22 protein-coding genes and 6 pseudogenes are annotated in these 26995 nt (G+C 53.9%); 15 read left to right on the plus strand and 13 right to left on the minus strand.

The features are described from left to right. Window positions 1-196: 196 nt before the first annotated feature. The 4 genes from EZJ17_RS03980 to thiD all read left to right on the plus strand — a co-directional run bounded on the left by EZJ17_RS03980 (window position 197) and on the right by thiD (window position 4438). Complete coding sequence (locus tag EZJ17_RS03980; protein ID WP_082886432.1) at window positions 197-1588, plus strand: DHA2 family efflux MFS transporter permease subunit; 1392 nt, start codon at window positions 197-199, stop codon at window positions 1586-1588. 39 nt (window positions 1589-1627) lie between these two features. Then, complete coding sequence (greB, locus tag EZJ17_RS03985; RefSeq protein ID WP_067439720.1) at window positions 1628-2119, plus strand: transcription elongation factor GreB; 492 nt, start codon at window positions 1628-1630, stop codon at window positions 2117-2119. Window positions 2120-2775: 656 nt separating this feature from the next. Then, window positions 2776-3576, plus strand: coding sequence for a hydroxyethylthiazole kinase (gene thiM, locus EZJ17_RS03990; RefSeq protein WP_067444660.1), 801 nt, complete (start codon window positions 2776-2778; stop codon window positions 3574-3576). A gap of 22 nt (window positions 3577-3598) precedes the next feature. Beyond that, window positions 3599-4438, plus strand: a complete 840-nt coding sequence (gene thiD, locus EZJ17_RS03995; protein ID WP_067439377.1) for a bifunctional hydroxymethylpyrimidine kinase/phosphomethylpyrimidine kinase — start codon at window positions 3599-3601, stop codon at window positions 4436-4438. Between the two features lie 163 nt (window positions 4439-4601). Here the strand turns inward: thiD and EZJ17_RS04000 are convergent. The 5 genes and pseudogenes from EZJ17_RS04000 to EZJ17_RS04020 all read right to left on the minus strand — a co-directional run bounded on the left by EZJ17_RS04000 (window position 4602) and on the right by EZJ17_RS04020 (window position 10199). Next, window positions 4602-6285 (minus strand): annotated as a pseudogene (locus tag EZJ17_RS04000) (bifunctional chorismate-binding protein/class IV aminotransferase). A 333-nt stretch (window positions 6286-6618) separates the two neighbouring features. After that, window positions 6619-7563: pseudogene (locus EZJ17_RS04005) on the minus strand (aminotransferase class IV). A 393-nt stretch (window positions 7564-7956) separates the two neighbouring features. Then, entirely contained in the window at window positions 7957-8796 is an 840-nt protein-coding gene (gene ypfJ / locus EZJ17_RS04010) for a KPN_02809 family neutral zinc metallopeptidase (RefSeq protein ID WP_067444664.1), read from the minus strand. Window positions 8797-8951: 155 nt separating this feature from the next. Beyond that, a complete protein-coding gene (locus EZJ17_RS04015) occupies window positions 8952-9704 on the minus strand; it encodes an SIMPL domain-containing protein (RefSeq protein ID WP_067439370.1) in 753 nt (250 codons plus the stop codon). Between the two features lie 84 nt (window positions 9705-9788). Continuing rightward, window positions 9789-10199 carry an RNA-binding S4 domain-containing protein gene (locus EZJ17_RS04020; RefSeq protein WP_197478839.1) on the minus strand — a complete coding sequence of 137 codons (411 nt, stop codon included), beginning with the start codon at window positions 10197-10199 and terminating at the stop codon, window positions 9789-9791. A gap of 279 nt (window positions 10200-10478) precedes the next feature. Between EZJ17_RS04020 and EZJ17_RS04025 the strand changes: the two genes are divergently transcribed. The 4 genes and pseudogenes from EZJ17_RS04025 (at window position 10479) to EZJ17_RS04040 (ending at window position 12357) form a co-directional block, all read left to right on the plus strand. Continuing rightward, window positions 10479-10745: a GNAT family N-acetyltransferase gene (locus tag EZJ17_RS04025; RefSeq protein WP_067439367.1), complete on the plus strand. Its 267-nt coding sequence runs from the start codon at window positions 10479-10481 to the stop codon at window positions 10743-10745. A 155-nt stretch (window positions 10746-10900) separates the two neighbouring features. Next, window positions 10901-11500 (plus strand): annotated as a pseudogene (locus tag EZJ17_RS04030) (OB-fold-containig protein). A gap of 38 nt (window positions 11501-11538) precedes the next feature. Continuing rightward, entirely contained in the window at window positions 11539-12054 is a 516-nt protein-coding gene (locus EZJ17_RS04035) for a hypothetical protein (RefSeq protein ID WP_151086218.1), read from the plus strand. Between the two features lie 75 nt (window positions 12055-12129). Continuing rightward, complete coding sequence (locus EZJ17_RS04040; protein WP_067439358.1) at window positions 12130-12357, plus strand: hypothetical protein; 228 nt, start codon at window positions 12130-12132, stop codon at window positions 12355-12357. Between the two features lie 262 nt (window positions 12358-12619). Here EZJ17_RS04040 and EZJ17_RS04045 read toward each other — a convergent pair whose 3' ends face one another. Next, the gene (locus EZJ17_RS04045; protein ID WP_067439355.1) at window positions 12620-13327 is read right to left on the minus strand and encodes a B3/B4 domain-containing protein; all 708 of its coding nucleotides are present in this window, start codon (window positions 13325-13327) and stop codon (window positions 12620-12622) included. A gap of 125 nt (window positions 13328-13452) precedes the next feature. On the opposite strand from EZJ17_RS04045, the gene EZJ17_RS04050 reads away from it, so the two are divergent. The 3 genes from EZJ17_RS04050 (at window position 13453) to EZJ17_RS04060 (ending at window position 15339) form a co-directional block, all read left to right on the plus strand. Continuing rightward, a complete protein-coding gene (locus EZJ17_RS04050) occupies window positions 13453-14310 on the plus strand; it encodes a segregation and condensation protein A (protein ID WP_067439352.1) in 858 nt (285 codons plus the stop codon). 130 nt (window positions 14311-14440) lie between these two features. Next, on the plus strand, window positions 14441-14911 hold the full coding sequence (locus EZJ17_RS04055) for a PaaI family thioesterase (RefSeq protein ID WP_067444673.1): 471 nt from the start codon (window positions 14441-14443) through the stop codon (window positions 14909-14911). Next, window positions 14908-15339: a PaaI family thioesterase gene (locus tag EZJ17_RS04060; RefSeq protein WP_067439346.1), complete on the plus strand. Its 432-nt coding sequence runs from the start codon at window positions 14908-14910 to the stop codon at window positions 15337-15339. The genes EZJ17_RS04055 and EZJ17_RS04060 overlap by 4 nt, the downstream gene beginning before the upstream one ends. A gap of 180 nt (window positions 15340-15519) precedes the next feature. Here EZJ17_RS04060 and EZJ17_RS04065 read toward each other — a convergent pair whose 3' ends face one another. Further along, window positions 15520-16317: a formate/nitrite transporter family protein gene (locus EZJ17_RS04065; RefSeq protein ID WP_067439344.1), complete on the minus strand. Its 798-nt coding sequence runs from the start codon at window positions 16315-16317 to the stop codon at window positions 15520-15522. 1112 nt (window positions 16318-17429) lie between these two features. Next, window positions 17430-17672 (minus strand): annotated as a pseudogene (locus tag EZJ17_RS10525) (ubiquinone anaerobic biosynthesis protein UbiU); the annotation flags it as partial. Between the two features lie 288 nt (window positions 17673-17960). Between EZJ17_RS10525 and alaS the strand changes: the two are divergent. Genes alaS through EZJ17_RS04095 form a run of 4 tightly spaced genes read left to right on the plus strand, consistent with a single transcriptional unit; the run spans window position 17961 to window position 23128 of the window. Beyond that, window positions 17961-20585 carry an alanine--tRNA ligase gene (gene alaS, locus EZJ17_RS04080; protein WP_067444677.1) on the plus strand — a complete coding sequence of 875 codons (2625 nt, stop codon included), beginning with the start codon at window positions 17961-17963 and terminating at the stop codon, window positions 20583-20585. Between the two features lie 6 nt (window positions 20586-20591). Beyond that, on the plus strand, window positions 20592-20849 hold the full coding sequence (locus EZJ17_RS04085) for a hypothetical protein (protein WP_205748065.1): 258 nt from the start codon (window positions 20592-20594) through the stop codon (window positions 20847-20849). 53 nt (window positions 20850-20902) lie between these two features. Then, window positions 20903-21994 (plus strand): adenine-specific methyltransferase EcoRI family protein, encoded by a 1092-nt coding sequence (locus EZJ17_RS04090; RefSeq protein ID WP_067439334.1) that lies wholly within the window; start codon window positions 20903-20905, stop codon window positions 21992-21994. A 9-nt stretch (window positions 21995-22003) separates the two neighbouring features. Beyond that, on the plus strand, window positions 22004-23128 hold the full coding sequence (locus tag EZJ17_RS04095; RefSeq protein WP_067439331.1) for a GmrSD restriction endonuclease domain-containing protein: 1125 nt from the start codon (window positions 22004-22006) through the stop codon (window positions 23126-23128). A 139-nt stretch (window positions 23129-23267) separates the two neighbouring features. On the opposite strand, the gene EZJ17_RS10775 is transcribed toward EZJ17_RS04095, so the two are convergent. The 5 genes and pseudogenes from EZJ17_RS10775 to EZJ17_RS10940 form a co-directional block, all read right to left on the minus strand. Further along, window positions 23268-23882, minus strand: coding sequence for an L-lactate permease (locus EZJ17_RS10775; protein WP_282958260.1), 615 nt, complete (start codon window positions 23880-23882; stop codon window positions 23268-23270). Beyond that, window positions 23879-24823, minus strand: coding sequence for an L-lactate permease (locus EZJ17_RS10780; RefSeq protein WP_282958261.1), 945 nt, complete (start codon window positions 24821-24823; stop codon window positions 23879-23881). Before EZJ17_RS10780 ends, EZJ17_RS10775 begins: the two co-directional genes overlap by 4 nt. Window positions 24824-25088: 265 nt before the next feature. Further along, a pseudogene (locus EZJ17_RS10530) lies at window positions 25089-26362 on the minus strand (LUD domain-containing protein); the annotation flags it as partial. 18 nt (window positions 26363-26380) lie between these two features. Further along, window positions 26381-26470 (minus strand): annotated as a pseudogene (locus EZJ17_RS10935) ((Fe-S)-binding protein); the annotation flags it as partial. Window positions 26471-26555: 85 nt separating this feature from the next. After that, window positions 26556-26882, minus strand: a complete 327-nt coding sequence (locus tag EZJ17_RS10940) for a hypothetical protein (protein WP_428840651.1) — start codon at window positions 26880-26882, stop codon at window positions 26556-26558. Window positions 26883-26995 lie beyond the last annotated feature (113 nt).

The raw sequence follows: 26995 nt of genomic DNA on the forward strand, positions 1-26995 counted from the left end.
AAGGAAAACTTGTATTTTCATGTAAAATTGGCGGTTATCTGAAACAGGATGCAGGGTTTTGGCATGTTTCTGGCTATTGGCCGGGATGATGCCCAGTCAGACAGAGGCTACCTGAAAATCCATTCCGTTTATTTTTCAGGTAGCCTCTTGCAATCTACCGACCAATCAAACGACATACCAAACACCCTTTCTTATCATGATGACCCCGCAACAAAAAGGCCTAGCCTGGACGGCGGCGATGGCGCTGTTTATGCAGTCGCTGGACGCCACCATTTTGAATACCGCGCTGCCGGTGATGTCGGCAAGCCTGCACGAATCGCCGCTGCAAATGGAGCTGGCCATCATCAGCTATGCGCTTACCGTAGCCGCGCTGATTCCGCTCTCGGGCTGGCTGGCCGACCGGCTGGGTACGCTTAACGTGTTCCGGCTGGCGGTGGCGGTGTTTGTGCTCGGTTCGGTGGTCTGCGCCGCCTCGCCCACTTTAAACTGGCTGGTGCTGGCGCGGATTTTGCAGGGCGTGGGTGGCGCACTGATGATGCCGGTGGCGCGGTTGGCGATTATCCGCACCGTGCCCAAGTCGGAATTGGTGGCGGCGTGGAATTTGATGTCGATGACCGGCCTCATCGGACCCATTGTCGGGCCGATTTTAGGCGGCTGGATGGCGGTAAACCTGTCTTGGCACTGGATTTTCTTTATCAATATCCCCATCGGCCTGCTTGGTATTGCCGTTGCCGGCCGCTATATGCCCAATGTGCGCACCGATACGCAACCATTAGATTGGCAAGGATTCTCGCTGTTTGCCGGCGGCCTGGTGGGGATTACCTACGGGCTGGAACTGGCAGCGGAAAACCTGCGCAACGGCAGCCGCTCCTTACTGATAATCGGGCTGGGTGCGGCGGCCATGTGGCTGTATGCCGTGTATGCACGGCGTGCTAAAAATCCACTGCTACCGCTTTCCCTGTTCCAGGTGCATACTTTCAGCATCGGGTTGGCTGCCAACTTGATGTTCCGCGTGCTCTCTTCCGGCATCCCCTTCCTGGTACCGCTGATGCTTCAGGTAGCTTTTGGCTACAATGCCGAAATGGCCGGCTGGATGCTCGCGCCGGTGGCGTTGAGCTCGATTTTGATGAAACCGTTTACCGCGCCGATTCTGGTGCGTTTCGGCTATAAGGCCACGCTCTTGGGCGTGGCCGTGGCCATGTCGGCCGTGGTGGCTGCGCTGTCGCTACTCGATTCGCACAGCTCGATAACGTTTTACATGCTGCTGGCCACCTGCTTCGGCCTGTGCCAATCCCTGATGTTTACCGCCATCAACACCCTTACCATCGGTGATTTGTCGAACGAAGAAGCCAGCGCGGGTTCGACCATGCTCAGCGTGGTGCAGCAGGTGGGCATCGGCATCGGCATTGCCGTGGCCGCTGTGATTTTGGGCGCATACCGTGCCGCCGTGGGCGAAACCGGCGCACTGCTGGAACAGGCCTTCAGCTACACCTACCTGTCGTTGGCCACCTTCGGCTTGGTGCTGCTGTGGCTGCTGGCCAAACTGCACTCTGGCGACGGCAGGCATTTAAACCGCAAGGCTACCTGAAACCTTCATCCGCACATTTGAATAGATTTGAAAGCCATCATGAGCAATACCACCCCCAACTACCTCACCCCCTCCGGCTGGCAGGCATTGAAAGACGAGCTCTATCAGCTGGTGAACAAAGAGCGCCCCGAAATCGTGCAAATCGTCAACTGGGCCGCCTCCAACGGCGACCGCAGCGAAAACGGCGACTATCTCTACGGCAAGCGCCGCATGCGCGAAATCGACCGCCGCATCCGCTTCCTCACCAAACGGCTGGAAGCGGCGCAAGTGGTCGATTCCGAAACCCGCGAAGCCACCGACCAAATCTTTTTTGGCGCCACTGTGGAGCTGCTACGCGGCAACGGCGAAGAGCAAACCGTGCGTATCGTGGGCGTGGACGAAATCGACACCGCCCGCCACAAAATTTCCTGGACTTCCCCACTCGCCCGCGCCTTGCTCAAAGCCCGAGAAGGCGACGAAATCGTGTTCCACGGGCCGGAAGGCAGGGAGAAAATCGAAGTGTTGTCTATAGCTTATGTGAAGATAGAGTAGAGGGCAGATATATCGTGTAGGGAAAGGCTACCTGAAAATTTTCGGGTAGCCTTTTGTTGGCGTAAAGCGGTGTTGCCATGCTTAAACAACATCCGCTTTTAGCCAGCCTGGTGCAGAGATGACGGCCATACTTGGATAGCGTGCCGACAGGTATAAAATTTATTCCTACAAGGTTGCAGGCTACCTGAAATTTAGCGGATTGACTGAAACGAAATGACGGAATAGTTTCAGGTAGCCTTTCACCATGTTGCAGGCTATAATCTGCCGCCATTAGTCGGGGTGCCGCAGAGGCGGCTGAGAAAATACCCGTTGTACCTGATACAGCTAGGGACTGCCGGCAATTACTATTTCCGCATCTTTTCGCTTCCAAAGCAGCATCTTCCGCGTTGGAAATCCTTGCAAGGGGTCACCTTGCTGTGGTTTTCGCCTTGAATCTGCCGCTTTGGGAACAAAAAATCCGCTTGGAAAAGTAATTGCCAACAGCCCCAATACTGGCGTAGGAAACTATGTGGGTGGCCGGCGGCCAATCGTTGCAGGCTACCTGAAAGCACAGCTGAAGAGCCCGCCATATTCTCTTGATACAACACCATTTCTCGCCCGATCCAACAGCGGGCGTTTTTCTTGCCCGTTCCGCCAATCACTAGGAATAAAGTAATATGGAAATCAAATATCTGGATCAAGTTCGTGCCCGCAACCCGCTGGTACACAACATCACCAATATCGTGGCGGCCAATTTCTCGGCCAATGGCCTGCTGGCGATTGGTGCGTCGCCGATTATGGCTGATAGCGTGGATGAAATGGCGGAACTGGCGGCAGTTAGCTCGGCAGTGGTATTGAACATCGGTACGCTGAACAAGCAGAAGGTGGAAGCCATGCTGGCGGCGGGCAAATCGGCTAACCGCGCGGGTGTGCCGGTGGTGCTTGATCCGGTGGGCGCAGGCTTTACCCAACTGCGGCGCGAAACCACGGCGCAGCTGCTAGCAGAAATCCGGTTCGCCGCCGTGCGCGGCAATGCGGGCGAAATGGCGCACATTGCCGGGGTGGAATGGCATGCCAAAGGCGTAGATGCAGGCAGCGGCTCGGCCGATTTGCACAGCATCGCCCAACGCATTGCGCAGCAATACGGTTGCGTTGCCGCCATCAGCGGCGAAACCGACTACGTTTCCAACGGCAGCCGCACCGCCAAATTGAATAACGGCACGCCGCTGTTCCCCAAAGTAACCGCTTCCGGCTGCTTGTTGAGCACGATAGCGGGCGCATTTGCCGCCGTGGCCGCGCCGGAAGACTATCTGCACGCCGTGGCCGAAGCCTGCGCCGTGTATGCCGTGGCCGGCGAGTTGGCGGCGCAGGGCTTGCAGCCTTCGCAGAGCGGCTCGTTCGCATGGAAGCTGATCGACAGCCTGGCCACCGTATCAGCACAGGAAGTGGCGGCGCGCGCGAAAGTAGAATGGATTTAACGGCTTAATCAGGAGAGAACAGATGACGCAAATTGCACAAGCCCTTACCATCGCCGGCTCAGACAGCGGCGGCGGCGCCGGCATTCAGGCCGATTTGAAAACCTTTCAAATGCGCGGCGTGTACGGCATGAGCGTGCTGGCGGCGGTCACCGCGCAAAACACGCTCGGCGTGCAGGCCATCCACGGCGTGCCGCTCGATATTATCCGCGCGCAAATCGATTCCATCGCCGCCGATTTTAGCTTCGCAGAAACTCGCGATGCTCGTTTTCAGGTAGCCGCTTTTAAAATCGGCATGCTCGGCACAGCCGAAGTGATTGAATGCGTGGCGGAAAAGCTGGCAGGTAAACCATTTGGCCGGCTGGTGCTTGATCCGGTGATGGTGGCCAAGGGCGGTGCGCCGCTGTTGCAGCAAAACGCCGTGGCCGCGCTCAAACGGCATTTGCTGCCGCTGGCCGACGTGCTCACGCCCAACCTGCCCGAAGCCGAAGCGCTGACCGGCATCGATATCCAAACTGATGCCGACGCCGAACGCGCCGCCCGCATCTTGCAGGAAGCCGGTGTACAAACCGTGGTGATTAAAGGCGGCCACAGCGGCGAATCGCAAAGCGAAATCTGCCGCGACTGGGTGTTTATGCCCGACGGGCAGTTCACTTTGGAAAGCCCGCGCTTCCCCACCCCGCACACCCACGGCACCGGCTGCACCTTCTCCGCCTGCCTCACCGCCGAGCTGGCCAAAGGCGCAGCGGTGGAAGCGGCCATCCGCACCGCCAAACAGTGCATCACCGCCGCCATCTCGCAGCCCATCAATATCGGCCATGGCCACGGGCCGGTAAACCATTGGGCGATGATGTGTGCAGAGTGAAGAAAGCAAGCAGACAGCTTGGCTGTGTGCAAAGGCTACCTGAAAAGATTTGGCTTCGTTGGAGCTGATGTTTTCAGGTAGCCTTCGTGTATATGGCTGGAAGGTTACCTGAAACTCGATGTGCTGAAACAAACGGCTTGGAACAAGATTCCAAGCCGTTTGTTTATTGTGCCAATTCTGCCCGGAATACGCCTCTCAAGGCGTTGGAGAGGCGGATTTCTTCGGCGTGTTCCAGCATGTCGCGGGTGATGTGCGTTTCGATGACTGCGTTTGCGCCCAAGTAGGTTTGCGGCTGCTGCAACACGGCTTGGCGCATGACGCCGTTGAGGATGTCCAAATCCAGAGATGGGGTAAGCCATTGCCCTTGATATTTGACGAACACGTTGCTTCTGCCGCCTTCGAGCAGGAGGCCGTCTGAATTGAAAAACAGGCTGTCGAACGCGCCTTGTGTTTCGGCGGTTTGCCACGCTTGGTCGAAGAGGGCGCGGCGGGTGGTTTTGAAGCGGCGCAGGTAGTCGCGGCGCGGGAGGGTTTGCGGGGCGGGGATGACGCGCTGCGGGGCGGACAGCTCGGCGGTGGCGGCATGGCTGAGGATGAGGCCGTCTGAAACGAGTTCGGCTTTCAGGCGGAAGAGGCCGTCGGGCAGTTTGGCGATGTATTGCCGGATTCGGGTTTCGCTATCTTCGGGAAGGGGCAGGTTGAAGGCTTGGGCGGAGATTTTCAGACGACCTAAATGTAGGTCGAGCAGGCGGCATTGCCTGTTTTCCACGCGCATGGTTTCGAAGATGCCGAAGGCGGGGCGCAATTCGTTGAGGAAACGGGCTTTCCAACCGCATTCCCGATATTCGGCGGCGGGGTCGCTGTCGATGACAATGCCGGAACCGACGCCGTACACGCCTTGATATAGTGGATTAACTTGAAACCAGTACGGCGTTGCCTCGCCTTGCCGTACTATCTGTACTGTCTGCGGCTTCATCGCCTTGTCCTGATTTAAATTTAATCCACTATCTAGGTCGTCTGAAATCGGGTCTGAAACGGGTTTGAGCGACAAGGTGCGGATGACGACGTTGAATATACCTTCAAACCCCAGCCCACTTTCACATGGATTCAGGTAGCCGATGCTGCCGGTGTAAAGGCCGCGCGGTTCGGCTTCGAGCGATTCGATAATCTGCATACTTATGCGTTTGGGCGCGCCGGTGATGCTGCCGCAGGGGGAGGCGGCGCGGAGGATGTCGGCGGCGGTGATGTGCGGCAGGGCTTGGGCTTGGATGGTGCTGGTCATCTGCCAGACGCTGCCGAAACGCGACACTTTAAACGGCTCGGGTACGCATACTTTGCCGGTTTGGGCGATTTTGCCGAGGTCGTTGCGCAGCAAATCGACAATCATCACGTTTTCGGCGCGGTTTTTCGGGTCGGCTTGCAACTCGGCGGCGCGGCGTTCGTCTTGCCCGTCGCCCAAAATCGGCGCGGTGCCTTTCATCGGTTCGGTGCTGATGGTGCCGTCCGCACCGATTTTGAGGAAGAGTTCGGGCGAAAAACACAGCGTCCACGCGGATTTTCCTGCCGCATCGGGCAGGTGGGACAAGACGGCATACAGAACGGGTTGGCGCAGGCGGCAAACCAATGTAGAGCAAGATTGCCGCCGCGTTCAGACTCAATCCCCATCAGCGGTAATCCGAATTCGTAGTCTGCAAACAACACAGCATGCAGCCTTTTTTGCCAGCCCTTTTCAGCGTATCGTCCAGCGAATCCAGTTCGTTATGATGGAAAAGGCGGCTTTCCACATGATTTTGATAGAGTTTTTCGCGGCCGCTCACGGCATCGTCAAACAGGGCGAAATAGGGTATGGCTGTGAATGGGCAAGATATGAAAGGATAGGATCATACGCGCTTTAGGGGATGGAGTTTGGGGTTACCTGAAAAACGGATGATGGTTTTCAGGTAGCCTCTATCTACAAGTGCAGGCTGCCTGAAGCCGCTTCATTACCATGAAACATGGATATAACTAAAGCGAATTGAATCTGCCATGGTGTAAACGCCATCTAGACTGCGGGAAAACAAAGGACGGTTGGTGGGAACAGCCGGCAAAGCGGCTGCGGCTTTACAAAGGGGCAGAAGGCTACCTGAAAAAGCATTTCCACTCCGCTTAACTATGCAAAAGCGGGTGAAACAAATGGCCAATCAGCGCTCGGGCACGGGCACCAGCCAGCCGTAGCGGTCTTCGGCCAAGCCGTATTGGATGTCGGTAATCGCTTTGCGGATGGCTGTGCCGCGCTCTTGGCTTTGCAGCACGATTTCCTTGCCATCGATCACCAAGGAAGTCACCGGCGATACCACGGCTGCCGTGCCGGTGAGAATGGCTTCCGCGCCATTTTCTGCTGCGGCCTGCAGTTCGGCCACGGTGAAATTGCGCTCGCTCACTTTATAGCCCAAATCGGCGGCTACGCGCAATAGCAATACGGAATCGCGGGTTACGCCGTGCAGGAATTCTTCGGTGAGCGGCTTGGTGATGATTTCATTGCCGTTAATCAGCGCGAAGTTGGAGGCGCCGGTTTCCTGCACGTCGCCGTTCGGGCAGAACAACGCTTGGTTGGCGCCGTATTGCTCTCGGGCGTGCACCACGTTTTGCAGTGCGGAGGTATAGTTGCTACCGCATTTCACCCGGCCCATGTGCGGTGTACAGCGGATGTGTTCGGTTTCCACCAACAGCTTCATCGGCGAACCCACTTTGAAATAGTCGCCCACCGGCGAAGCCAAAATATACAGCATGGCCGAAGATGAGCCCACGCCGGCCTTGCCGATTGCCGGGTCGGTGCCGATAAGCGTGGGCGCAGATACATGGCGGCGGGCGCATCCGGCACAGGCAGTTCCAACAGTTTCGTACTCTGCTGCATACAGGCGATATTCACTTCCAGATGGAAGATAACGATACAGCCATTTTACTGGCGGAAGGCCTTCAGCCCTTCAAAGCACTCACTGCCGTAATGCAGGCTGCTTGGCCGATGGCAGGGAGAGCGAATCGGAAGACTGCCGGCGCATCGGCTGCCATGCGCCATCGGAAAAAACCAACACCGGCATCTCGCGGTGGAAAACGCTGCCGAAAACGGCAGGAACTGCTTTTCCCATGATATTTCTTTGTGATTTGTGCTAAGGCGTCAAAGATATTCTTGAAGCAAAGCGTTTGACAAGCCTTTTGTGCCAAAAATTGCATCCAAGAAGGCTACCTGAACAACGGTTTCTGCGAAAAGCAAACCCGCCATCAAGGCGTTTACGCTCCGCAGACGGGTTTTCAGGTAGCCTGTTTGCCGGATTGGGGCGCAGGTTTGGGATTAATAGCAAATTGCGTTAAGCGAGGTGTGTTGTTCCGATGAATGTTGAGGTGAAGGCTTTGTAGGGGATAAGCACTCAATAGAAGCGGTTTCAGAAGCTTCGGTATTCAGCGCGTCGTCCCTTATGCAAAAGGCTACCTGAAAATCGGAATAAACCGTTTCAGGTAGCCTTTTGGTATTGGACTGGCGCTTACAGGGAAGAGAAGGTGTCACATTGCGCCGGGTCGCCGCTTTGCAGGCCGCGGCGGAACCATTGCAGGCGTTGGGTGGATGTACCGTGGGTGAAGCTGTCGGGCACGGCGTAGCCGCGGCTGCGTTGTTGCAGGCGGTCGTCGCCCACGGCTTCGGCGGCGTTGAAGGCTTCTTCCAAGTCGCCCTGTTCAAACAGCTGGCGTGCTTGCGCGCGGTTGGCCCATACTCCGGCCAGACAGTCGGCCTGCAGCTCCACCATCACGGAGAGGCGGTTGGCATCGCGCTCGCTCATGCGGGCGCGGGCACGGTTTACGCGCTCCATGGTGCCGTCGAGGTTTTGCACATGGTGGCCGACTTCGTGGGCAATCACATAGGCAAAGGCCGCATCGCCCGCTGCGCCGAGCTGGTTTTTCATGTCGTCATAGAACGAGAGGTCGAGGTAAACCTTTTGGTCGGCTGGGCAGTAGAACGGACCCATCGCGGATTGGCCGGTGCCGCAGGCGGTGGGGGTGCTGCCGCGGTAGAGCACCATTTTCGGCTGCACATATTGCCGGCCTTGGCTGCGGAAATATTCGCCCCAAGCGTCTTCGGTGGTGGCGAGGATTTGCGAGGAAAATTGCGCCAATTGCTCTTCTTCGGGGCTGGTGGTGCGTTGCTGCTGTTGTTGCATCTGCGGCATCTGCATGCCGCCGCCGGTGAGGCCGCTCAAATCCACGCCGTAATAGGCACCGATGAGTACGATAATTAGGCCGGCGAGGCCCATTTTGCCACCACCTCCGCCGCCAAGGCTGCGACGATCTTCGATGTTGCTGCTGCTGCGTTGGTTGCCGAGTTTCATATTGGAATTCCTTGGGTTGGTGTGGTTTGGGCAGATTATATAACAAGCTACCTGAAAAGCATGCGGAGATTTTGGCTTTGCAGAAACTTGCTTAGCTGGTTTTAGCTTCGTTGAAGCCGGTGCTTTCAGGTAGCCTTGGCGTGTGCGGCAGGGGTTTATTCGATAGCGTATTCGATGGTTACGACTAATCGCACTTGTTTGCCAACGGTGGTTTTGTCGTAGCAGCCGCCGTATTCGTCGTCGCCGCTGCTGCCACTGTCAGCATAGATATTGAACGAGCCTTGCGAGGCGGAGCGCATGGCGCCGACTTTGCCGCCGCCGGTGGAGGCGAATTCGGCAGCGCGGCGGCGAGCGTCTTCGGTGGCCTGCTTAATCAGGCTGTGTTTGATGGTTTCGAGGTTGCCGAGCAGGTATTGCGGGGCCTCGAAATTGATGGCGTCATTGCCGGCGCGCAGGGCGAGGATGTTTTGGTGGGCGCTTTGGATGCGGTCGAGTTTGCTGCTGGCCACGGTGAGCTGCTGCTTGCCGTTGTAGCCGTTGGGGGTGCGGATTTCGTTGCCGTGGGCATCGTGTTCCACCAAGAAGGCGGGGCTGATTTCGGGGGAGGCAGTTTGGATTTCGACAGCATCAAAGCCTTGGCTGCGCAGGAATTGTTCGAGTTTGGGGAGTTGCTGGTTCAGGCGGTCGAGCACTTCCTGATAGCTGGCGCCGTGTACGCCCACGGCGGTGGTCCAGCGGGCATGATCGGACTGGAAGTTTTGTTCGGCCAGGCCTTTTACGGTGATCGTGCCGGGCTGGCGGAAATTTTTAAACTGACTGCCCAACACGAAGGCGGCGGCCACGAGGCCGATGGCGAGCAGGGCGCCGAGGGCTTTAACGCTGCCGGAGAGGGCTTTTTCTGTGGACATAATGCTTTCCTTTGCACTTGGTGGAAGAAAACCGGCGGAGGCGGCTTGAAAAGGTATAGGCGGATTTTCAGGTAGCCTTTGATGCTATTCCTGCCAGCCGCGTTTGAGTTTATCCAGCTCCCGGCGGTCGCGTTTGGTGGGGCGGCCGTCGGGGTAGGCGGCGCTGATGCGGCTGGCCTGGTCGAGCGCTTTTTGCGCTTCGCGTTTGGCAGCGGTGGAGCTGTCTTCGGCGTAGAGGGCACGCGCCTCGGGGGCGGGGCGGCGCTGGTGGTTGAGTGCGAGCACGGTGATTTTATAAGGCAGGGAGTTGAGCGTGAGGTCGATGGTGTCGCCCGGCTCGATGTTTTTGCTGTTTTTCACTTTCGCGCCGTTCACCAGCACGCGCCCGAGCTCGATGTGCTTTTGCGCCATGCCGCGCGTTTTGAAGAAACGTGCCGCCCACAGCCATTTGTCGAGCCGCATGTGGTGTTCGTTGTGTGAGTTTTTGCCTGCCATATTTGCCTCCGTATTCGAGCAGCTATTTTATACCAAAGGCTTGGAATACAGCTAATGGCTGGCGGCTGGGTTTGTATGTGTTATGTATGCAAATGTATGCATAATATTTTTATATTTATTATCAAAATATTGATTTATTTTTATTGGGTGCTGATACGAAAAATATTGCGTATATAAACCGTTTTCGCTATTTTTGAATACATGGGCTGGGTGATTTATTCCGAGCGGCTCAAACGCAGCCTCATTGCCACCGAAGCGCAGTTTTTGCTGGCGTAATATGTGTTTGAAACCTTGCGCTACAGCCGCTACAAATGGAAGTGCGACGCGCTGAACCGAGCCTCGTGCCGCGCTGCTGAGCGATTGGGCTTCCGTTTCGAAGGCATTTTCCGGCAGGCGGTGGTGTATAAAGGCCGCAACCGCGACACGGCCTGGTTTGCCATGCTGGATTCGGAATGGCCGCAGATTAAGCGGCGGATGCAGCGCTGGTTGGACGAAGAGAATTTCGATGAACACGGTCGGCAGCGCCGTGCCATTACAAGAGATTAAATGAAATGGAAATATGGTTTCAGGTAGCCTCTTCCCACCGCCTGAAGGCTATCTGAAAGCACTGCTTCAACGGAGCTCAAACACGGAGCTCAAACAAAGCGAGTTTCTGTGAAGCGGAAAATCCGATTAACCGACAACCCGTGAAAGACCCCGCCATGTGGAATTTAATCAACGCCCCCCGAAACCGAAATTTTCGGCATCGCCATCGCCCTGATGCTGATGCTTGGCCTCTTAGAGCTGCTTTCGCTCTTGGCCGGCGGCCTCACCGACTGGTTCGATAATCTGTTGCCCGACAGCCTGGTGGAAGCGGATTTGGATGGCGATTTGCACGGCGGCATCGAAGGTGCGGGTGCATTGGTGCGCTTTTTGGATTGGCTGTATGTAGGGCGGGTGCCGCTGATGATGTTGCTGGTGGTGTTCCTCGCTGTATTCGGGCTCACGGGCTATGTGCTGCAATCCGTGTGTGCCGGGCTGTTTGGCGGCTACCTAAACGCTTGGTTGGCAGTTGCGGCGGCACTGTTTCTTGCTGCGCTGCCTTTGGTGCACTTCATGACGGGCGGGCTCTATAAAATCATGCCCAAAGACGGAACTACCGCCATTTCGCAGGAAAGCCTAGGCCAGCAGCATTATGTGATGGCCGAGCCCGACCCGATGGCGAAGGTGTGCTGAAGCAGGGCGATGCGGTGCTTTTGGTATCGCTGGAGGGGAATACGTTTAAGGCGATTTTGAATCCGAGCGGGAGCCCGGTGGATTAAGGCTACCTGAAAATGGCAAGCTAAATAGGAGATACAGAATGACTCATACCATGCCAGATTTGCCACCTAGAGCCGAGCCTTCCAGCCGGCAGGATACGGAGCTGGTGTTCCGGCAGTTGGGGTTGCTGACGGCGGCATCGCTGGTGTGGCTGCTGATTGCCCTCTCTTGTTTGATGGGGGCGGCGAATACCGCGCTGCGGATGCAACAGATCAGCAGTTTGCTGCTGAGTGGCTTTTTCTTGGGGCGGTGCTGGCAGCGGTTGTGCAAAATCCGTTATAGCGCGTCAGAGGATTGCCTGTTGGTATATGCCGTGTCGCTGCGCGGCTGGCGGTTGGCGGGAAGTTATCCGTTGGACGGATTTACCGGGTTGTATCGCAGCGGCAAGGGCTCGATTGCCGAAGTGTGGCTGGCGGGCAAAAACGGCGGGCAGGATGTGCTGCTGGACAGGATATTTTTGGGCACGGGTGCTCTGCAGAAACGCTTTGTGGCTGGTTTGGCAGATTTGAGCCATGCCACTGGGCTGCCTTTGCTGGAGCCCAGTGAGGCTACCTGAAAATAGCAGCCGAATTTTATGGTGCTCAAAGCGGATGCCTAAACAGCTTTCAGGTAGCCTGCAATGGAGTAAATTATGACGGATTGGGTGGGGAGATTGCTGGTTTTGCCGGTTTATATTTTGCTCAGCCTGTTTTTCAAATGGATTCTCTCGTGGGGCGGAGCGGAAAAAATCGAGGGTTGGAAAGCGGGCTGGCTGATCGGCTGGGTGGCGGACGATTGGGATACGGAGCAGATCCGGATGTGGGCACTGCTGACATGGATCGGCTGGACGGTGTTTTGCCTGCTGGCTTTGGTAGTGTAGGGTAGTCGGACGGCTTTCAGGTGGTCTGCAATATAAAAGAGGAAGCCATGCAACAGATAAAAATAAAATCGTGATGTTGTATCCGGGCTAGTTTGGGGATGTGATGTTGGAAGGCATGCTGGTTAGTGTGGCGCTGGCATTGTTTGCGTTTCTGGCGGTAGACCCTGTTCAGTACCTTGGGTGTGGACGGGAGGCTGGCTTTGCTCGGCCTGCCGGCAGCCTTGATATTTGCCGGTGTGGGTGGGCTGATTGCCGTGCGGCCTCAGCGTAATTCCGCTTCTTCCTGCCCGGCACACACAATTTGGTGGGTAATCGTGCCGCCACAGTATTGCGTGATCAGTATGCCCAACTCTTCCTGTGCGGCACGTAGCTCGTCGTCTCCCACTTCGGCTAATGCTTCAATCACAAACACGCAGTGGGTTGTATCTGGGCTAATGACGGTGCGTGCCACTTCACGCCAATTCCAGCGTCGGCAAATGGCGCCGGCGTTGTCTTTATAGAAAATCTCGCCCTCTGCTGGTGCCTGTGCCTCATCTTTGCCCAACACAACCACCGGCACTTCATCCGCACCGGCGTAGGTTAGCTGCAGATCACCCTGCATGGCATCCAAATCTTCCCCGCCCACCGGCACGGTGTATTTGAGCGAAATATAGTTATAAATATCTACCAACGGGCTGATGCTGCCCAAGCCTTTTCCTTTAGAAACGCGCTTATATAGCGCTTCTACTGAGCTAGGATATTCTTTGGCTTTCACACCAAATTGTCGATATGCCTCGCGCCAGGCAGCAATTTTTGGCAACTGTGCCACAGGCTGTCCTCCGCAATTTTCTGCTACATTGTTTGCCGCCTGTTGCAATTGCGGCAGGAAAGCAGCCGCATCTGTCTTATTGTTTACCCCGCATGCCACACTAATGCCGATGCGCAAGCCGGGAAATTGGGTAAACAATTGTTTGTCTGCTATAAATTTCATCTTAATATTCCTCACTAGCTCAATCTTGTCCGAAAGTAGGCAGATTATACGAATAGCAGATTGGCAAGCCAATACGGTAAAGGCGATATAATCCCCGCTTTCTGCCCGCTAAAGGCTACCTGAAAATGCCCGTTTCCCCGCCCGATACGCCGAGCAGCCCCGGCATCGCCACGCTGTTCGGCCAGCCGGTTACCGACCTGCCTGCCGACCTCTTTATCCCACCCGATGCGCTGCAGGTGGTGCTGCACATTTTTGAAGGCCCGCTCGATCTGCTGCTGTATCTTATCCGCAAGCAAAACATCGACGTGCTGGATATTCCCATGCTCAAAATCACTGAGCAATATCTGGCCTATATCGCGCAAATGGATGAGCAAAACCTGGATTTGGCCGCGGAATATCTGCTGATGGCGGCCGTGCTGATTGAAATCAAATCGCGCCTGTTGCTACCCGTGCCGCCCGCTGCCGCCGACGAAGACATTGCCGACCCGCGCGCCGAATTGGTACGCCGCCTCTTGGCCTACGAGCAGATGAAGCTCGCCGCTGTGGGGTTGGATGCGCTGCCCCGCGCCGGCCGCGATTTCGCCTGGGCATATCTGCCGCTGGAAATTGCCACCGCCGCCAAGCTGCCAGAAGTACAGCTGGCCGACCTCACCCAAGCCTGGCTAGCTATCCTCTCCCGCGCCGGCCAACGCCGCAGCCACACAGTGGTGCAGGAAAACGAAGCCCTTTCTGTGCGCGCCACCATGAGCCGCATCCTGCGCCGTCTGCAAGACGGCAGCTGCCGCTTTAGCCGATTGTTTGAGCCGGAAAGCGGTGTGGTGCAAGTGGTGGTGAGTTTTATCGCCCTGTTGGAGCTGGTGAAAGAAGGGCTGGTGCGCCTCACTCAGGAAGACGGCGCATTTGGCAATATTTTGGTGAGCCTGCCCGGAGAGGCAGATGAAACTGCCGTGCTGCAAAGAGAAGGAGAAGATGAAAATAAATAGAAAGGCTACCTGAAAAACCGTTTGCCATTTTTCAGGTAGCCTTGACAAAGCCTCCTGCCAGTCAAACAATAACGCCCCTCCGCCTCCCAAAGGCTACCTGAAAACATATTGTCTTACAGTAGAAACCACCATGCCCGCAAATTCCGCTCTCTATCGCATCCTCATCCAACACTACCTCGACCTCCCCCACTCCCGCGCCATCGGCCTGTGCTATGAAGGTATCCGTGCCCGCCGCCCCGTGCTCAGTTTCGATTGGCGGCCTCATCTTGTTGGCCGCCACGACACCCAGATCATCCACGGCGGCACCATCACCACCCTGGTCGATATGGTTTCCGCCTGCGCGGTAACCGCCCAGCTGCCCAGTGCCGAAATCCTCGCCACCCTCGATATGCGCATCGACTATATGCACCCCGCCACTCCCGGCCACCGCATCTACGGCCGTGCCGAATGCTACCGCTTGGCCGGCCAAGTGGCCTTCGTGCGCAGCAGCTGCTACCAAGAAGACCCTGCCGACCCCTTCGCTTTGGGCATGGCCACTTTTATGCGTACCCCGCTCACCCCAGAAGAACAAGCTAAATTACAGGAGATGTTGCAAGCATGAACAACACCCTATTCACCCTTTCCAGAGAACTCACGGCAGAAGCCGCCGACCTCATCCCCTACACCGGATTCATTGGCCTGCAATGCGGCGAATCCAACGGAAATTCCCTGTTTGCCTTACCATACAAACGCGAAAATATCGGCAACGTTTTCCTGCCTGCCCTGCACGGTGGCATGCTCGGCGGCTTCATCGAAAGCTGCGCCGTGCTCTTCCTCTACCACCAGGCCGGCCTCGCCGAGCTGCCTAAAATGATCGATTTCTCGCTCGACTACCTGCGCAGCGGCAAGCCGGAAACCACCTACGCCCGCTGCTCCCTCACCCGCCAAGGCAGCCGCATTGCTAATGTGGCCGTGGAAGCCTGGCAGTCTGATTCCGCCAAACCCATCGTCGTGGCCCGCTGCCACTTCCAAATGCCCGCCGCCCAATAACTTTCGCCCTAAGGAGCGTGCAAAATTTCAGGTAGCCTGTTTTCCGTTAAACAGGCTACCTGAAATTTTTAATTATTTTTTCATACAAGGCGGCGAGCCGCAGACAGTACAGGAGTACGGCGAGGCGAGCCAACACCATATCCAACGCAGGAAGTGAAGCATTTTTAGCTATATCAAACCTTAATCCACATACTCTCCCTCATCCTTATTCAAAAACGCATACGGCACGCCAATCAGCAGCCCGCCGCCAATCCAATTCGCCACAAAAGCCACACTGCAATGGCGCAGAATATTCAGCGCTTCAAAATGCGACACGCTATCGGCAATCTGATTGAAGCCCACCAGCGCAAACGAAGCAAAGTTTGCCGCCACGTGCTCGTTGGCCAAAAACACAAACATATACACCGCCGCAAACACTGCCGCAATCTTCGCCGCCTGTTCCTTCAGCAGCAGATAGGATAACACCGCCACGTTTACAAACAGATTAGCGAAAATCCCCTCCGACAGCACTAGGCCGTTCGGCCGTTCCAGTTTGTGCCCCACCATATTGGCCAAATAGCCATCCGCCGAAATGTGGGCAAACGCGCTGGTTTGGTTGAACAGCCAAGCGGTGAAAATCGAGCCGATTAAATTAAATGCCGTGCAGTAGAGCAAAATAATCAGCGCCTTTTCCCATTTGATTTTTTTGAGGAAGGTGCCGGCCGTGAGGTACATCATATTGGAAGTGGTAAGTTCCGCATTAAGAAACAAGATATACACCAGCCCCCAAGAGAAGAAAAACGGAAAGGCAAAACGCCCCAGTGAAGGATGCACTGTGTTGAGCACATCCGCTGCAATCACACCCGTGGCCGACGTGAGCGTGAGCAGCATGCCGGCAATCAGCGAACGCAGCGCATACTTCGCCTTGTTGCGCTCAAACACCCCCACCTTCTTGCGGCAGGCTAGCTCAATTTTTTCCACAAATACGGATTGTGCCATGATAGCTTCCTTTTTTAAATTAAATAAGTTTCAAATCATTTGGTTGATTGTTCTCATGCAGTCTTCGATGAGTCTAGCAAAGGCTACCTGAAAAATTTTCTTATGCCGGTGTCGGCATGGCCATGCCGGCCTACAGTTTTGCTGCTGAGGTTTACCGGAATATTATATTATACGATGTAGTTAGGGTTGCTGCTTAGAGCAGTACGGGATTCTTAGTACACAGAGGTTGCCTGTGTATTGCCAATAACATGCAAGGGTTATTTTGGTTTCGCTGCTGATGGTGGTGATAGTTTCATGGCATTCCTTTGTTTCAGGTAGCCTTTCAGACGGCCTTGAAGCTGCCTGAAATCATTCTACGGCATAGCGCAAAATAGTTTTGAGCTTTTCCGGTGCGGTTGGCGTTGTTCAGATAAATTTCGCAGTTCGTAGCGCTGCTGCGTTGCAGGACGTGTTTTTGGCAGAACTTGTCCATTTTGGCGAACGAAGTGAGTTCGTCATCAAACCTGCCAACATGTAGAATGCTCACGCATTTGCTATTAGCCATGCGTTCAAAGCATACTTCTTTATACAGGTTTCTTAATGCGTGTTTTGGCCTGCGCATCTTGTCACATTTCAGGCGTGATGAAATCAGACTGGGCGATCATAATGGCGTAGACCAAATTGCCTTTATCCAATTTATCCTCTCCCGCCGTTTTTTGCTGCCAAACGCCTTCCAGCGGCTACACGGAAAAATCGTCAACAGTCTGCCTGGCAGTGGATTTTGTAATTTATCTTCACGGCATACGTCAAAGTTGTACAGAGCGCTCATGCGTTCGGAAAAATTAGCAGCATCGCAGCATTGGGGTTGCCTTCGCCGTTTATCATAATGAACGATTGCAGCAGCACATCCAGCAATACAAGCCGCCTTAATACCGTATGAATCTTTAGTTAACCTTCTTCTATTCTTGTTTCATAATAGTTTCCCTCCTGTAGAAAGGCTACCTGAAACCTACTTTCAAGGCTGGCTATATGCCTCCCAGTGTGCTTTGGCTGCCTTCCGATGCCTTACTCGAAGCCGCATCCCATACGGGTGTTATACAGTACGCGCAGGGTTGGCAGTCGCCGTGTCTACGCGCGCTGCCCCAGTATTCCACTTGTCCCGCTTGCGCATAGGTGCTGATGGCCATTAACACATGCCGCCTGCACTCATGGATGTAGCGTATGCCTTCGATGATGAATTTTTGATCGAAATTCAGGCCAGGGAAGTCGCGCACGTTAGTCGTGTTTTTCGGCTCCGTGTAAACCGTGTCCGTGCCGTTGTCCACGGCGGTTTTCAGGGAAGGCAGGCTGCCGGCGAGGCAGGCGAGTTCGGGGATGCTGCTGTGCTCGGCGGGCTATGAGCTAGATGGCGGTTTAGCGCTGATTTAAATCGACATCGCTGGGTGGGTATTTTCAAGCAGTCTCTTTCAGGTAGCCTTTACGCAAATAAATATAGATAAGGCTACCTGAAAACTTCTGCCTACCCGCTTCGGATATGGCTGAAGTCGCCGATTCTCCCTTGGTATTTAAGTAGGCAGCTTCCTGCAATATGCAGTAAAATCATGCCCGATTTTTGTTAAGTGCACAAACCGCCCAAATCACTTTTTGAAAGATACCAAAAAGCCATGAAAACCTCCGAACTACGCCAAAAATTCCTAAAATTCTTCGAATCCAAAGGCCACACCATCGTCCGCTCTTCCAGCCTCGTGCCGCACGACGACCCGACGCTGCTGTTTACCAACGCCGGCATGAACCAGTTTAAAGACGTGTTCCTCGGCTTCGACAAACGCGCCTACAACCGCGCCACCACCGCGCAAAAATGCGTGCGCGCAGGCGGTAAACACAACGACTTGGAAAACGTCGGCTACACCGCCCGCCACCACACCTTCTTTGAAATGATGGGCAACTTCTCCTTCGGCGACTACTTCAAACGCGACGCCATCCACTTCGCTTGGGAGTTCCTCACCTCCCCCGAATGGCTGAACATCCCAAAAGAAAAACTCTTGGCAACCGTGTATGCTGAAGACGATGAAGCCTACAACATTTGGCTGAACGAAATCGGTATGCCCGCCGAACGCATCGTCCGCATCGGCGACAACAAAGGTGCGAAATACGCGTCCGACAACTTCTGGCAGATGGGCGACACCGGTCCCTGCGGTCCGTGTTCCGAAATCTTCTACGACCACGGCGAGGAAATCTGGGGCGGCATTCCCGGCAGCCCCGAAGAAGACGGCGACCGCTGGATTGAAATTTGGAACTGCGTGTTCATGCAGTTCAACCGCGACGAGCAAGGCAATATGAATCCGCTGCCCAAACCGTCCGTCGATACCGGCATGGGCTTGGAGCGCATGGCGGCCGTGATGCAGCACGTTCACAGCAACTACGAAATCGACCTGTTCCAAGACCTGCTCAAAGCCGTTGCCCGCGAAACCGGCGCGCCGTTCAGCATGGACGAGCCGAGCCTGAAAGTCGTTGCCGACCACATCCGCTCCTGCTCCTTCCTGATTGCCGACGGCGTGATGCCGTCCAACGAAGGCCGCGGCTATGTACTGCGCCGCATCATCCGCCGCGCCGTTCGCCACGGTTACAAACTCGGTCAGAAACAAGCGTTTTTCTACAAACTCGTGCCCGATTTGGTCAAAGCAATGGGCGATGCGTATCCTGAATTGAAGGAAAAACAAGCGCAAATCGAAGAAACCCTGAAAAATGAAGAAAGCCGCTTCGCCCAAACTTTGGAAACCGGCATGGCTTTGCTGGAAAACGCATTGACCAAAGGCAGCAACAAATTGGACGGCGAAATCATCTTCAAACTCTACGACACCTACGGCTTCCCATACGATTTGACCGCCGACATCTGCCGCGAACGCAATATCGATTTGGATGAAGATGGCTTCAACCGCGAAATGGAAGCCCAACGCGCCCGCGCCCGCGCCGCGCAAAACTTCAAAGCCAACGCGCAACTGGACTACACAGGCGCGGACACCGAGTTCACCGGCTACGAAAAGCGCAGCCAAGACACCAAAATCATCGCCTTATACAAAGGCAGCGAAGCCGTGGACGAACTCCAAGCGGGCGAAGCAGGCGTGGTTGTTTTGGAACAAACCCCGTTCTACGCCGAAAGCGGCGGCCAAGTCGGCGACGTCGGCTTTATCTTCGCAGGCGAAAACCGCTTCCGCGTCGAAGACACGCAGAAAATCAAAGCCGCCGTACACGGACAATTCGGCGCAGTCGTATCAGGCCGTCTGAAAGTGGGCGATGCCGTATCCGCCGAAATCGACAACGACATCCGCAACAGCATCATGCGCAACCACAGCGTGACCCACTTGATGCACAAAGCCTTGCGCGATGTTTTGGGCGCACACGTCGAACAAAAAGGCAGCCTGCAAAACGCCGAGCTGACCCGCTTCGACATCTCCCACACGCAAGGCATCAGCGCGGAAGAAATCGCCGAAGTCGAACGCCGCGTCAACGCCGCGATTATCGCCAACGTACCCGTCAAAGTGGAAACCATGTCCATTGAAGACGCACAAAAATCAGGCGCAGTCATGCTCTTCGGCGAAAAATACGGCGACTTTGTCCGTGTCATCACCATGGGCGACTACTCCATCGAATTGTGCGGCGGCACCCACGTCGCACGCACCGGCGACATCGGCTTTTTCAAAATCATCAGTGAAGGCGGCATCGCCGCAGGCATCCGCCGCGTAGAAGCCATCACAGGTCAAGCGGCGCTGGCATGGGCGCAAAACCAAGAAAGCCTGATGAAAAACATCATCGCCGAAGTTAAAGCCCAAACCGAAAAAGACGTACTCGCCAAAATCCAAGCCAACGCCGCAAACGCCAAAGCCTTGGAAAAAGAGTTGGCAAAAGCCAAAGCCGAACTCGCCGTCCACGCAGGCGCAAAACTCTTGGACAACGCGAAAGACTTGGGCGCAGCCAAACTCGTTGCCGCCCAAATCGAAGCCGACGCAGCCGCCCTGCGCGAAATCGTTACCGATTTAACCGGCAAATCCGACAACGCCGTCATCCTGCTCGCTGCCATAAACGACAGCAAAGTCTCCCTGTGCGCTGGCGTATCCAAAGCCTTGACTGGAAAAGTAAAAGCCGGTGACTTGGTCAAATTCGCAGCCGAACAAGTCGGTGGCAAAGGCGGTGGAAGACCGGATTTGGCACAGGCAGGGGGGGCGGATGTTTCCCAAGTCGGCACGATGCTCGATTCGGCGGAAGGCTGGGTTAGAGAGAAGCTGGCTTGATGCCGTTTGATTAAATGGGAAAGGCTACCTGAAAATTTTCAGGTAGCCTATTGGGACAAACCTTCAAATTTAAGGAAAGACTACATGGACAGCAGACGCAGATATAGCGGCACGGCACGGCACGGCACGGCACGGCACGGCACGGCACGGCACGGCACGGCACGGCACGGCACGGCACGGCACGGCACGGCACGGCACGGCACGGCACGGCACGGCACGGCACGGCACGGCACGGCACGGCACGGCACGGCACGGCAATTATAACTTAGAAATCAATAAAATATCAAGACTTTCTTGCATTTTCGGAAGGGTTTGATATGGCAGGCAACAAATCCCTTCACGCGGCAAACAAAGCCAAAAACGATGAGTTCTACACCCAGCTTTCCGACATCGAAAACGAGCTGCGGCACTACAAACACCATTTCAAAGACAAAACTATCTATTGCAACTGTGACGACCCGCGCGTCAGCAATTTCTTCCATTATTTCTCCTACAATTTCGAGCATCTCGGCTTGAAAAAACTGATTACCACCTGCTACAAAAACCAAAACAGCGACCTGTTCAGCCAAAACGACAGCGAACAGGCGGTTTATTTGGAATACACAGGCGACAAGGACGGCAACGGTATTCCTTCACCCGAAGAAATAGCAGTCAAACCGCTGAAGGGCGACGGCGACTTCCGCAGCAAGGAATGTATCGGGTTACTAAAACAGGCTGATATAGTCGTAACCAATCCGCCATTTTCGCTGTTTCGGGAATATGTGGCACAGTTGGTCGAATACAGTAAGAAATTCATCATCATCGGCAATCAGAATGCCATTACTTATAAAGAAATTTTTCCCTTATTAAAAGAAAACAAAATATGGCTTGGCAACCATAATGGTGATATGGCATTCCAAGTACCTGATTACTATGAACCAAAAGCGACACGCTATTGGCAGGATGAAACAGGACAAAAATGGCGGAGTATGGGAAATATCTGTTGGTTTACCAACCTGGATATAGCCAAACGCCATGAAGAACTGATTTTATACCGAACCTACAATCCCGCCGATTATCCGCAATACGACAATTATGATGCTGTCGAAGTTTCCAAAGTTGCCGATATTCCCTGTGATTACGATGGTGTAATGGGTGTGCCGATTACGTTTTTGGACAAATACAACCCACAACAATTTAAGGTTATGGGTATAACGGCGGGTAGGGATGAATTTGAAGCCAGACCAACAAAACGGTATATCAATCCCAAACAGATTAATCTGGACGGTTCGGAAAGCAATGGCAGTAAAGCCAATACGCGGGCTACATTGCCCTTATCCGAAAAACCAAAAGGCATTTATTACGTTGCTGATAATGCAAATGGCGCATTAAGTATTGTTTATGCACGCATTCTTATTCAAAAAATTTAAGGTGTAACCATGAAAATCCAAATGACCACCATCACCATCCGAGAACTGACGGGCTACGACAGCGAAACCAAAAAAGCGGAAGGCTATATCGACAATAACGAAGACGGCGTGCGTGCCTATGGCGGCAAACTGGACGTGCGCCCGCCCTACCAGCGCGAGTTTGTCTATAAAGACAAACAGCGCGATGCCGTGATTGACACCGTATTGAAAGGATTTCCGCTCAACGTGATGTATTGGGCGGTGCGTGGTGATGGTACGTTTGAAATCGTGGACGGACAGCAGCGCACCATTTCCATCTGCCAATATGTGAATGGTGATTTTGCCTATATGATGCGTTACTTCCACAACTTACGGGCAGACGAACAGGATAAAATTTTAGATTACGAACTGACCATATACCAATGTGAAGGAACAGACAGCGAAAAACTGGACTGGTTCAAAACCATCAATATTGCAGGCGAGAAATTGACTGACCAAGAATTGCGCAACGCCGTGTATTCGGGCAACTGGGTAACTGATGCCAAACGCCATTTCAGCAAAACAAACTGCGCCGCCTACCAAATCGGAAAAGACTATTTGAACGGTACAGCGATCCGCCAAGATTATTTGGAAACTGCAATTGAATGGCTTGCCAATCAAGATGGGGACGAAGCGATCTGCAAATATATGGCAATTCACCAGCATGATAAGAATGCCGATGATTTGTGGCTGTATTTCAAAAATGTGATTGAATGGGTCAATCTGAAATTCCCTGTCAAGCGCACCAAACTGATGAAAGGGCAACCTTGGGGATTTCTATACAACTGTTTCAAAGATACCGATTTGGATAAAGACGTATTGGAAGCGGAAATTGCCAAACTGATTGCCGACGACGATGTAGAAAACAAAAAAGGGATTTACCAATATGTCCTGACCCGCGAGGAAAAATATTTGAACATCCGTGCTTTCTCCGACAGCATTAAACAGAAGGTTTATGAGAAACAAGGCGGCATCTGCCTGCACTGCAAACAGAAATTTGAATTGTCGGAAATGGAAGGTGACCACATCACACCGTGGTGCGAAGGTGGAAAAACGGTTGAAGAGAATTGCCAAATGTTGTGCCGGGACTGCAACCGCAGGAAGTCCAGTAAGTAACAAGCGTAACTGGCGTTCCACTAACCACCCGCATAGAGACACACACAAAAGGCTACCTGAAAACTTTCAGGTAGCCTTTCCATACAAACAGCCTGCACTCTTCAAACTAGAGTGCAGGCTGCTTTTAATGCCGACAAAATTACAGCGCGAATGCGGTGAAGCAATACACGGTAATGCCCGCAATAATCACATACACAATCGCATAAGGCATGGCCGAGCGCAGGAAGGCGCCTTCTTGGCCTTGCTGTTCGCAGGCGGCGGTGGCGATGGCGATACTTTGCGGCGAAATGATTTTGCCGCCGGTCGCGCCGGCCGTGTTGGCGGCGGCCAGCCATGATTTATCCATGTTCAGCTGGTCGGCCACGGAGGCTTGCAGTTTGCCGAACAAGATGTTGGAAGAAGTGTCGCTGCCGGTGGCGAATGTACCGATGGCGCCCACCAGCGGTGCAACCAGCGGATAGAACGTGCCGGTGGCGTCCACCAAGCCTTTGGCAATCACGGCAATCATGCTGCTGTGGCTCATAATCGCGCTCATGGCCACCAGGCAGATGACGGTGATGCCCGAAGCCTTCATTTTCACCAAAGTCTGGCCCAAAATCTGGAACAGTTTGCCGGCAGAAACACCTTGCACCAAGCCGCCGATAAACGCGCCCAAAAACAGCATCAAACCAGCGTTAGACAACCAGCCGAAGGCGAAATATTTGCCTTCCGCATAAATCGGCAGGTGGATTTTGCTCACCAGAGTGGATTTCAAAAACGCGCTGATGGGGCCGGACAGGGGCTGGCCATAATGATGAAGAACAGGATGAAGCCGTACACCGCCCATGCTTTCGCCATTTGTTCCATGCTGATGGCTTTATCAACTGGCGTGCTGTTTTTCTCGGTCATTTTTGCATACAGCACAATGAAGAAGATACAGGCGATGCTGCCCAAAATGGCAGGCGTTTCCGCGCCGATGAAATAAGCGGCGACAAACTGTACGCCTAGCGACAATCCGCCTACCACGGTAGATAGGATAATATTGGGAACGATGTATTTTTTAGAGGTGTCGGTCAGCATTAAGATGACAAATGGCACCAAGAACATTAAGAATCCCAATTGAATCACCACGTCGCTGGCGATAGCATGGGTTTGTTCGGAAGTAACCGCAGAACCGAACACTTCTTTTGCTAGCGTAATCACGGGGATGCCAACCCCACCGAAACCGGTGGCTACGCTGTTGCCAATCAACGATACGAGCGCCGCAAAGCGCGGTGTGAAACCCAAACCGATTAAGATAGCGGCTGGAATTGCCACTGCCGTGCCGAAACCAGCCATACCTTCTAACAGGCCGCCGAAGCCCCAAACAATCAGCAGAACTTGAATGCGTTTGTCGCTGGAAATATTGGTAAATTGTTGTTTAATCACTTCAATCTGTTTGCTTTCCAGCAGCACATTGTAGCTGAACAAGGCCATTAGAATCACAATCAGGATGGGGAAGATGGCTTTCAACACACCTTCGGCAAATGCCCAGCCGACGTATCCGGCGCCGTAGCCTTCGGGGGGCGTGAAACCGCCCACGTTGGGCACGGCAAAAATGGCAATCAAAACAGCGGACAATGCTGCTAATATTGCGCTGTAATCGCCGCGCATTTTGAAGCCAATCATCGAAATAATTAGAAATAAGATTGGAAAGACGGAAAGGGCGATACTCATGATGTCTCCGTTATATGTCAATGAAACGCCGTAAAGACTGGGGGCATGAGGTACAGGTGTTGTTTGGGGGGTGTGTAGCTGATTAAAACTTGGAGCGTGAGCGTTCTGGTTTGCAACAGGGCAAATGCCAAATTGCAGTCTTTAGCTTTGTAGGAACTACAGGCTACCCGAAAACAGCTTTTGCTCTACAAAAAATGCAGATGGAAATGTCCGCGTGCCATTGTTTAATTGCTGCCAAAGCAGCCTGCATTCGGTTTAGCCGGAATTTTTGTTGTTTTGCTTTCAACAACTGGTGCAGCGATTTGGGCGCAGGTTTCATCGGTACATGGCTGTCTGTCCAGCTGAGCTGCTCGCCAGAGGGGCAGCCTGCGGAATTTGGTGGTCATCATGCCGAACATGCGGTAGGCAGTTTTGCTGAATAAAATGCCGTCAAATCAGCATCAAGCCAGTTATTTGCTCAAAAGTGTACAAAGCTCCTTAGTTTTTAATTAGATAGGGCACAGTTTCATCGGGCGTGTGTTGTGCTTCTTTGCACAGGCGCTATATCTGCTAGGTAATCAGGATTTTCATGGGGCAGCCTTCCAAGACGTGCCATACATGGTGCAGGCGGTAGGCAGGTCGTGGGTGGTTTCCGATCCCAGCAGATGCGGTAACAGGATTTTGCCAATCGGTCCGAGGTAAGCGGTGCCATGTGCCGAACCGCCGATATGGTATACACCGGGCAGTGGTTCATGTAGGCGCTACAGCAGATACATTGCAGCGTGCGGTGCATCTGTTCTTAGGTGGGTGATACTTTGCCCGATACCGCTGTGCGGTATCAGGTTGTAGAGTGTCGGAACATCCGACAATTTGGCCACCACTTTTTCAATGGCGACGCGCGCATTACCCGCATCGGCCTTTACCATCGTCTCCCATTAGACGCAGTGTGCCGGTTTCGGTCATGGCAAAGTTCACACTGCTCAAGCCGATATCGGCGGTGTAGTAAATGTTGCACAATACCATGCGGACAAAGCCGATGAGTTTGTCCATATCGTCGGTCAGCTCTGTGCCGGTGTTTTTGTAGAGCAGTCCATTTAGTTTTGTGGATGGCGAGCATCACAATGTGGGGGCGGCTTTCGCCGGCCATTTGCGCAATATATTTGCCCTAATCGATTTTCACCGCTTTAATGCCGCATTCGGCAAGATAATGGTTCAGCTCGATCTCTTCGCTCACCATCGATTTGCCTTGGTGGTGCATCACGATACTGTGGATAATGCAGCAGACTTCTTTGGGCATTTCCACCCAATGCACTCTCACTCCCAGTTTGGTGAGATTGCTTTCCATCTGTTCCAGCAAATCAGGCGTTTGGACAGCGAACGCTGGCGAATGTGCTTACAAAGGGTGCACAGCATCTGCAATTCCTGTTCGTCCGACAACACAATTTTGCGCTTGGTCATCAGCATATTCATTGCCGTGCACAGGATTTTGCACAAAGGTTTGTCGGTAGGGGCTTCGCGTGCGTTACTCACGATTTCCGTGACCTGTGTTTCTTTCAGCATGGTCACTTTATCGTTCATTATGTTGCCAGAAATGTCGGATTGTTTAACGGAGAATGTGCCGCCGAAGCCGCAGCATTCGCTTTCGTGGTCGTGCACGATGCGCTCCACGTTTTGCAGGCGTCAATCAGCTTCCAGCCTGTGATGTGCACGCCCATTTCGCGGCGTGCCGTACAGGAAGTATGCACCGCCGCTTTCACTGGCTCGCCCACGTCTTTAGGCTCGTAGCCGATGCCCACCAGAAAATTGGTGAACTCAACGCACGGCTGGCCAATTCGTTGGCGCGCTGTTCGTATTCGCTGCCTTTAAACAATTTGGGCCAATGGTGCTTCATCATGCTGCCGCAAGAGCCGGAAAGCATAATGATGAGTAGTTTTCGGTGAATAAAGCGAGCTGGGCTTTGGCTACATTGAACGCCTCTTCGCAGTATCCCGATAGAAAATGCAGGTTGCCTGCAGCAGCTTTGTTCCATCGGATAATGCACTTTGATGCCTTGCTGTTCTAATAGCGTAATGGCATCCATACCTGCTTCCGGCATAAATAAGTCCAAAAGGCAGAGCCGAAAAATTAAACTTCGGCAGGCTTGCCGCCACTGTGTGTGGTGGTTTGGTTGGTGTTCATAATATGCTTCTTATT

The organism is Eikenella exigua (assembly GCF_008805035.1).
In the GTDB taxonomy this organism is placed as follows: Bacteria; Pseudomonadota; Gammaproteobacteria; order Burkholderiales; family Neisseriaceae; genus Eikenella; species Eikenella exigua.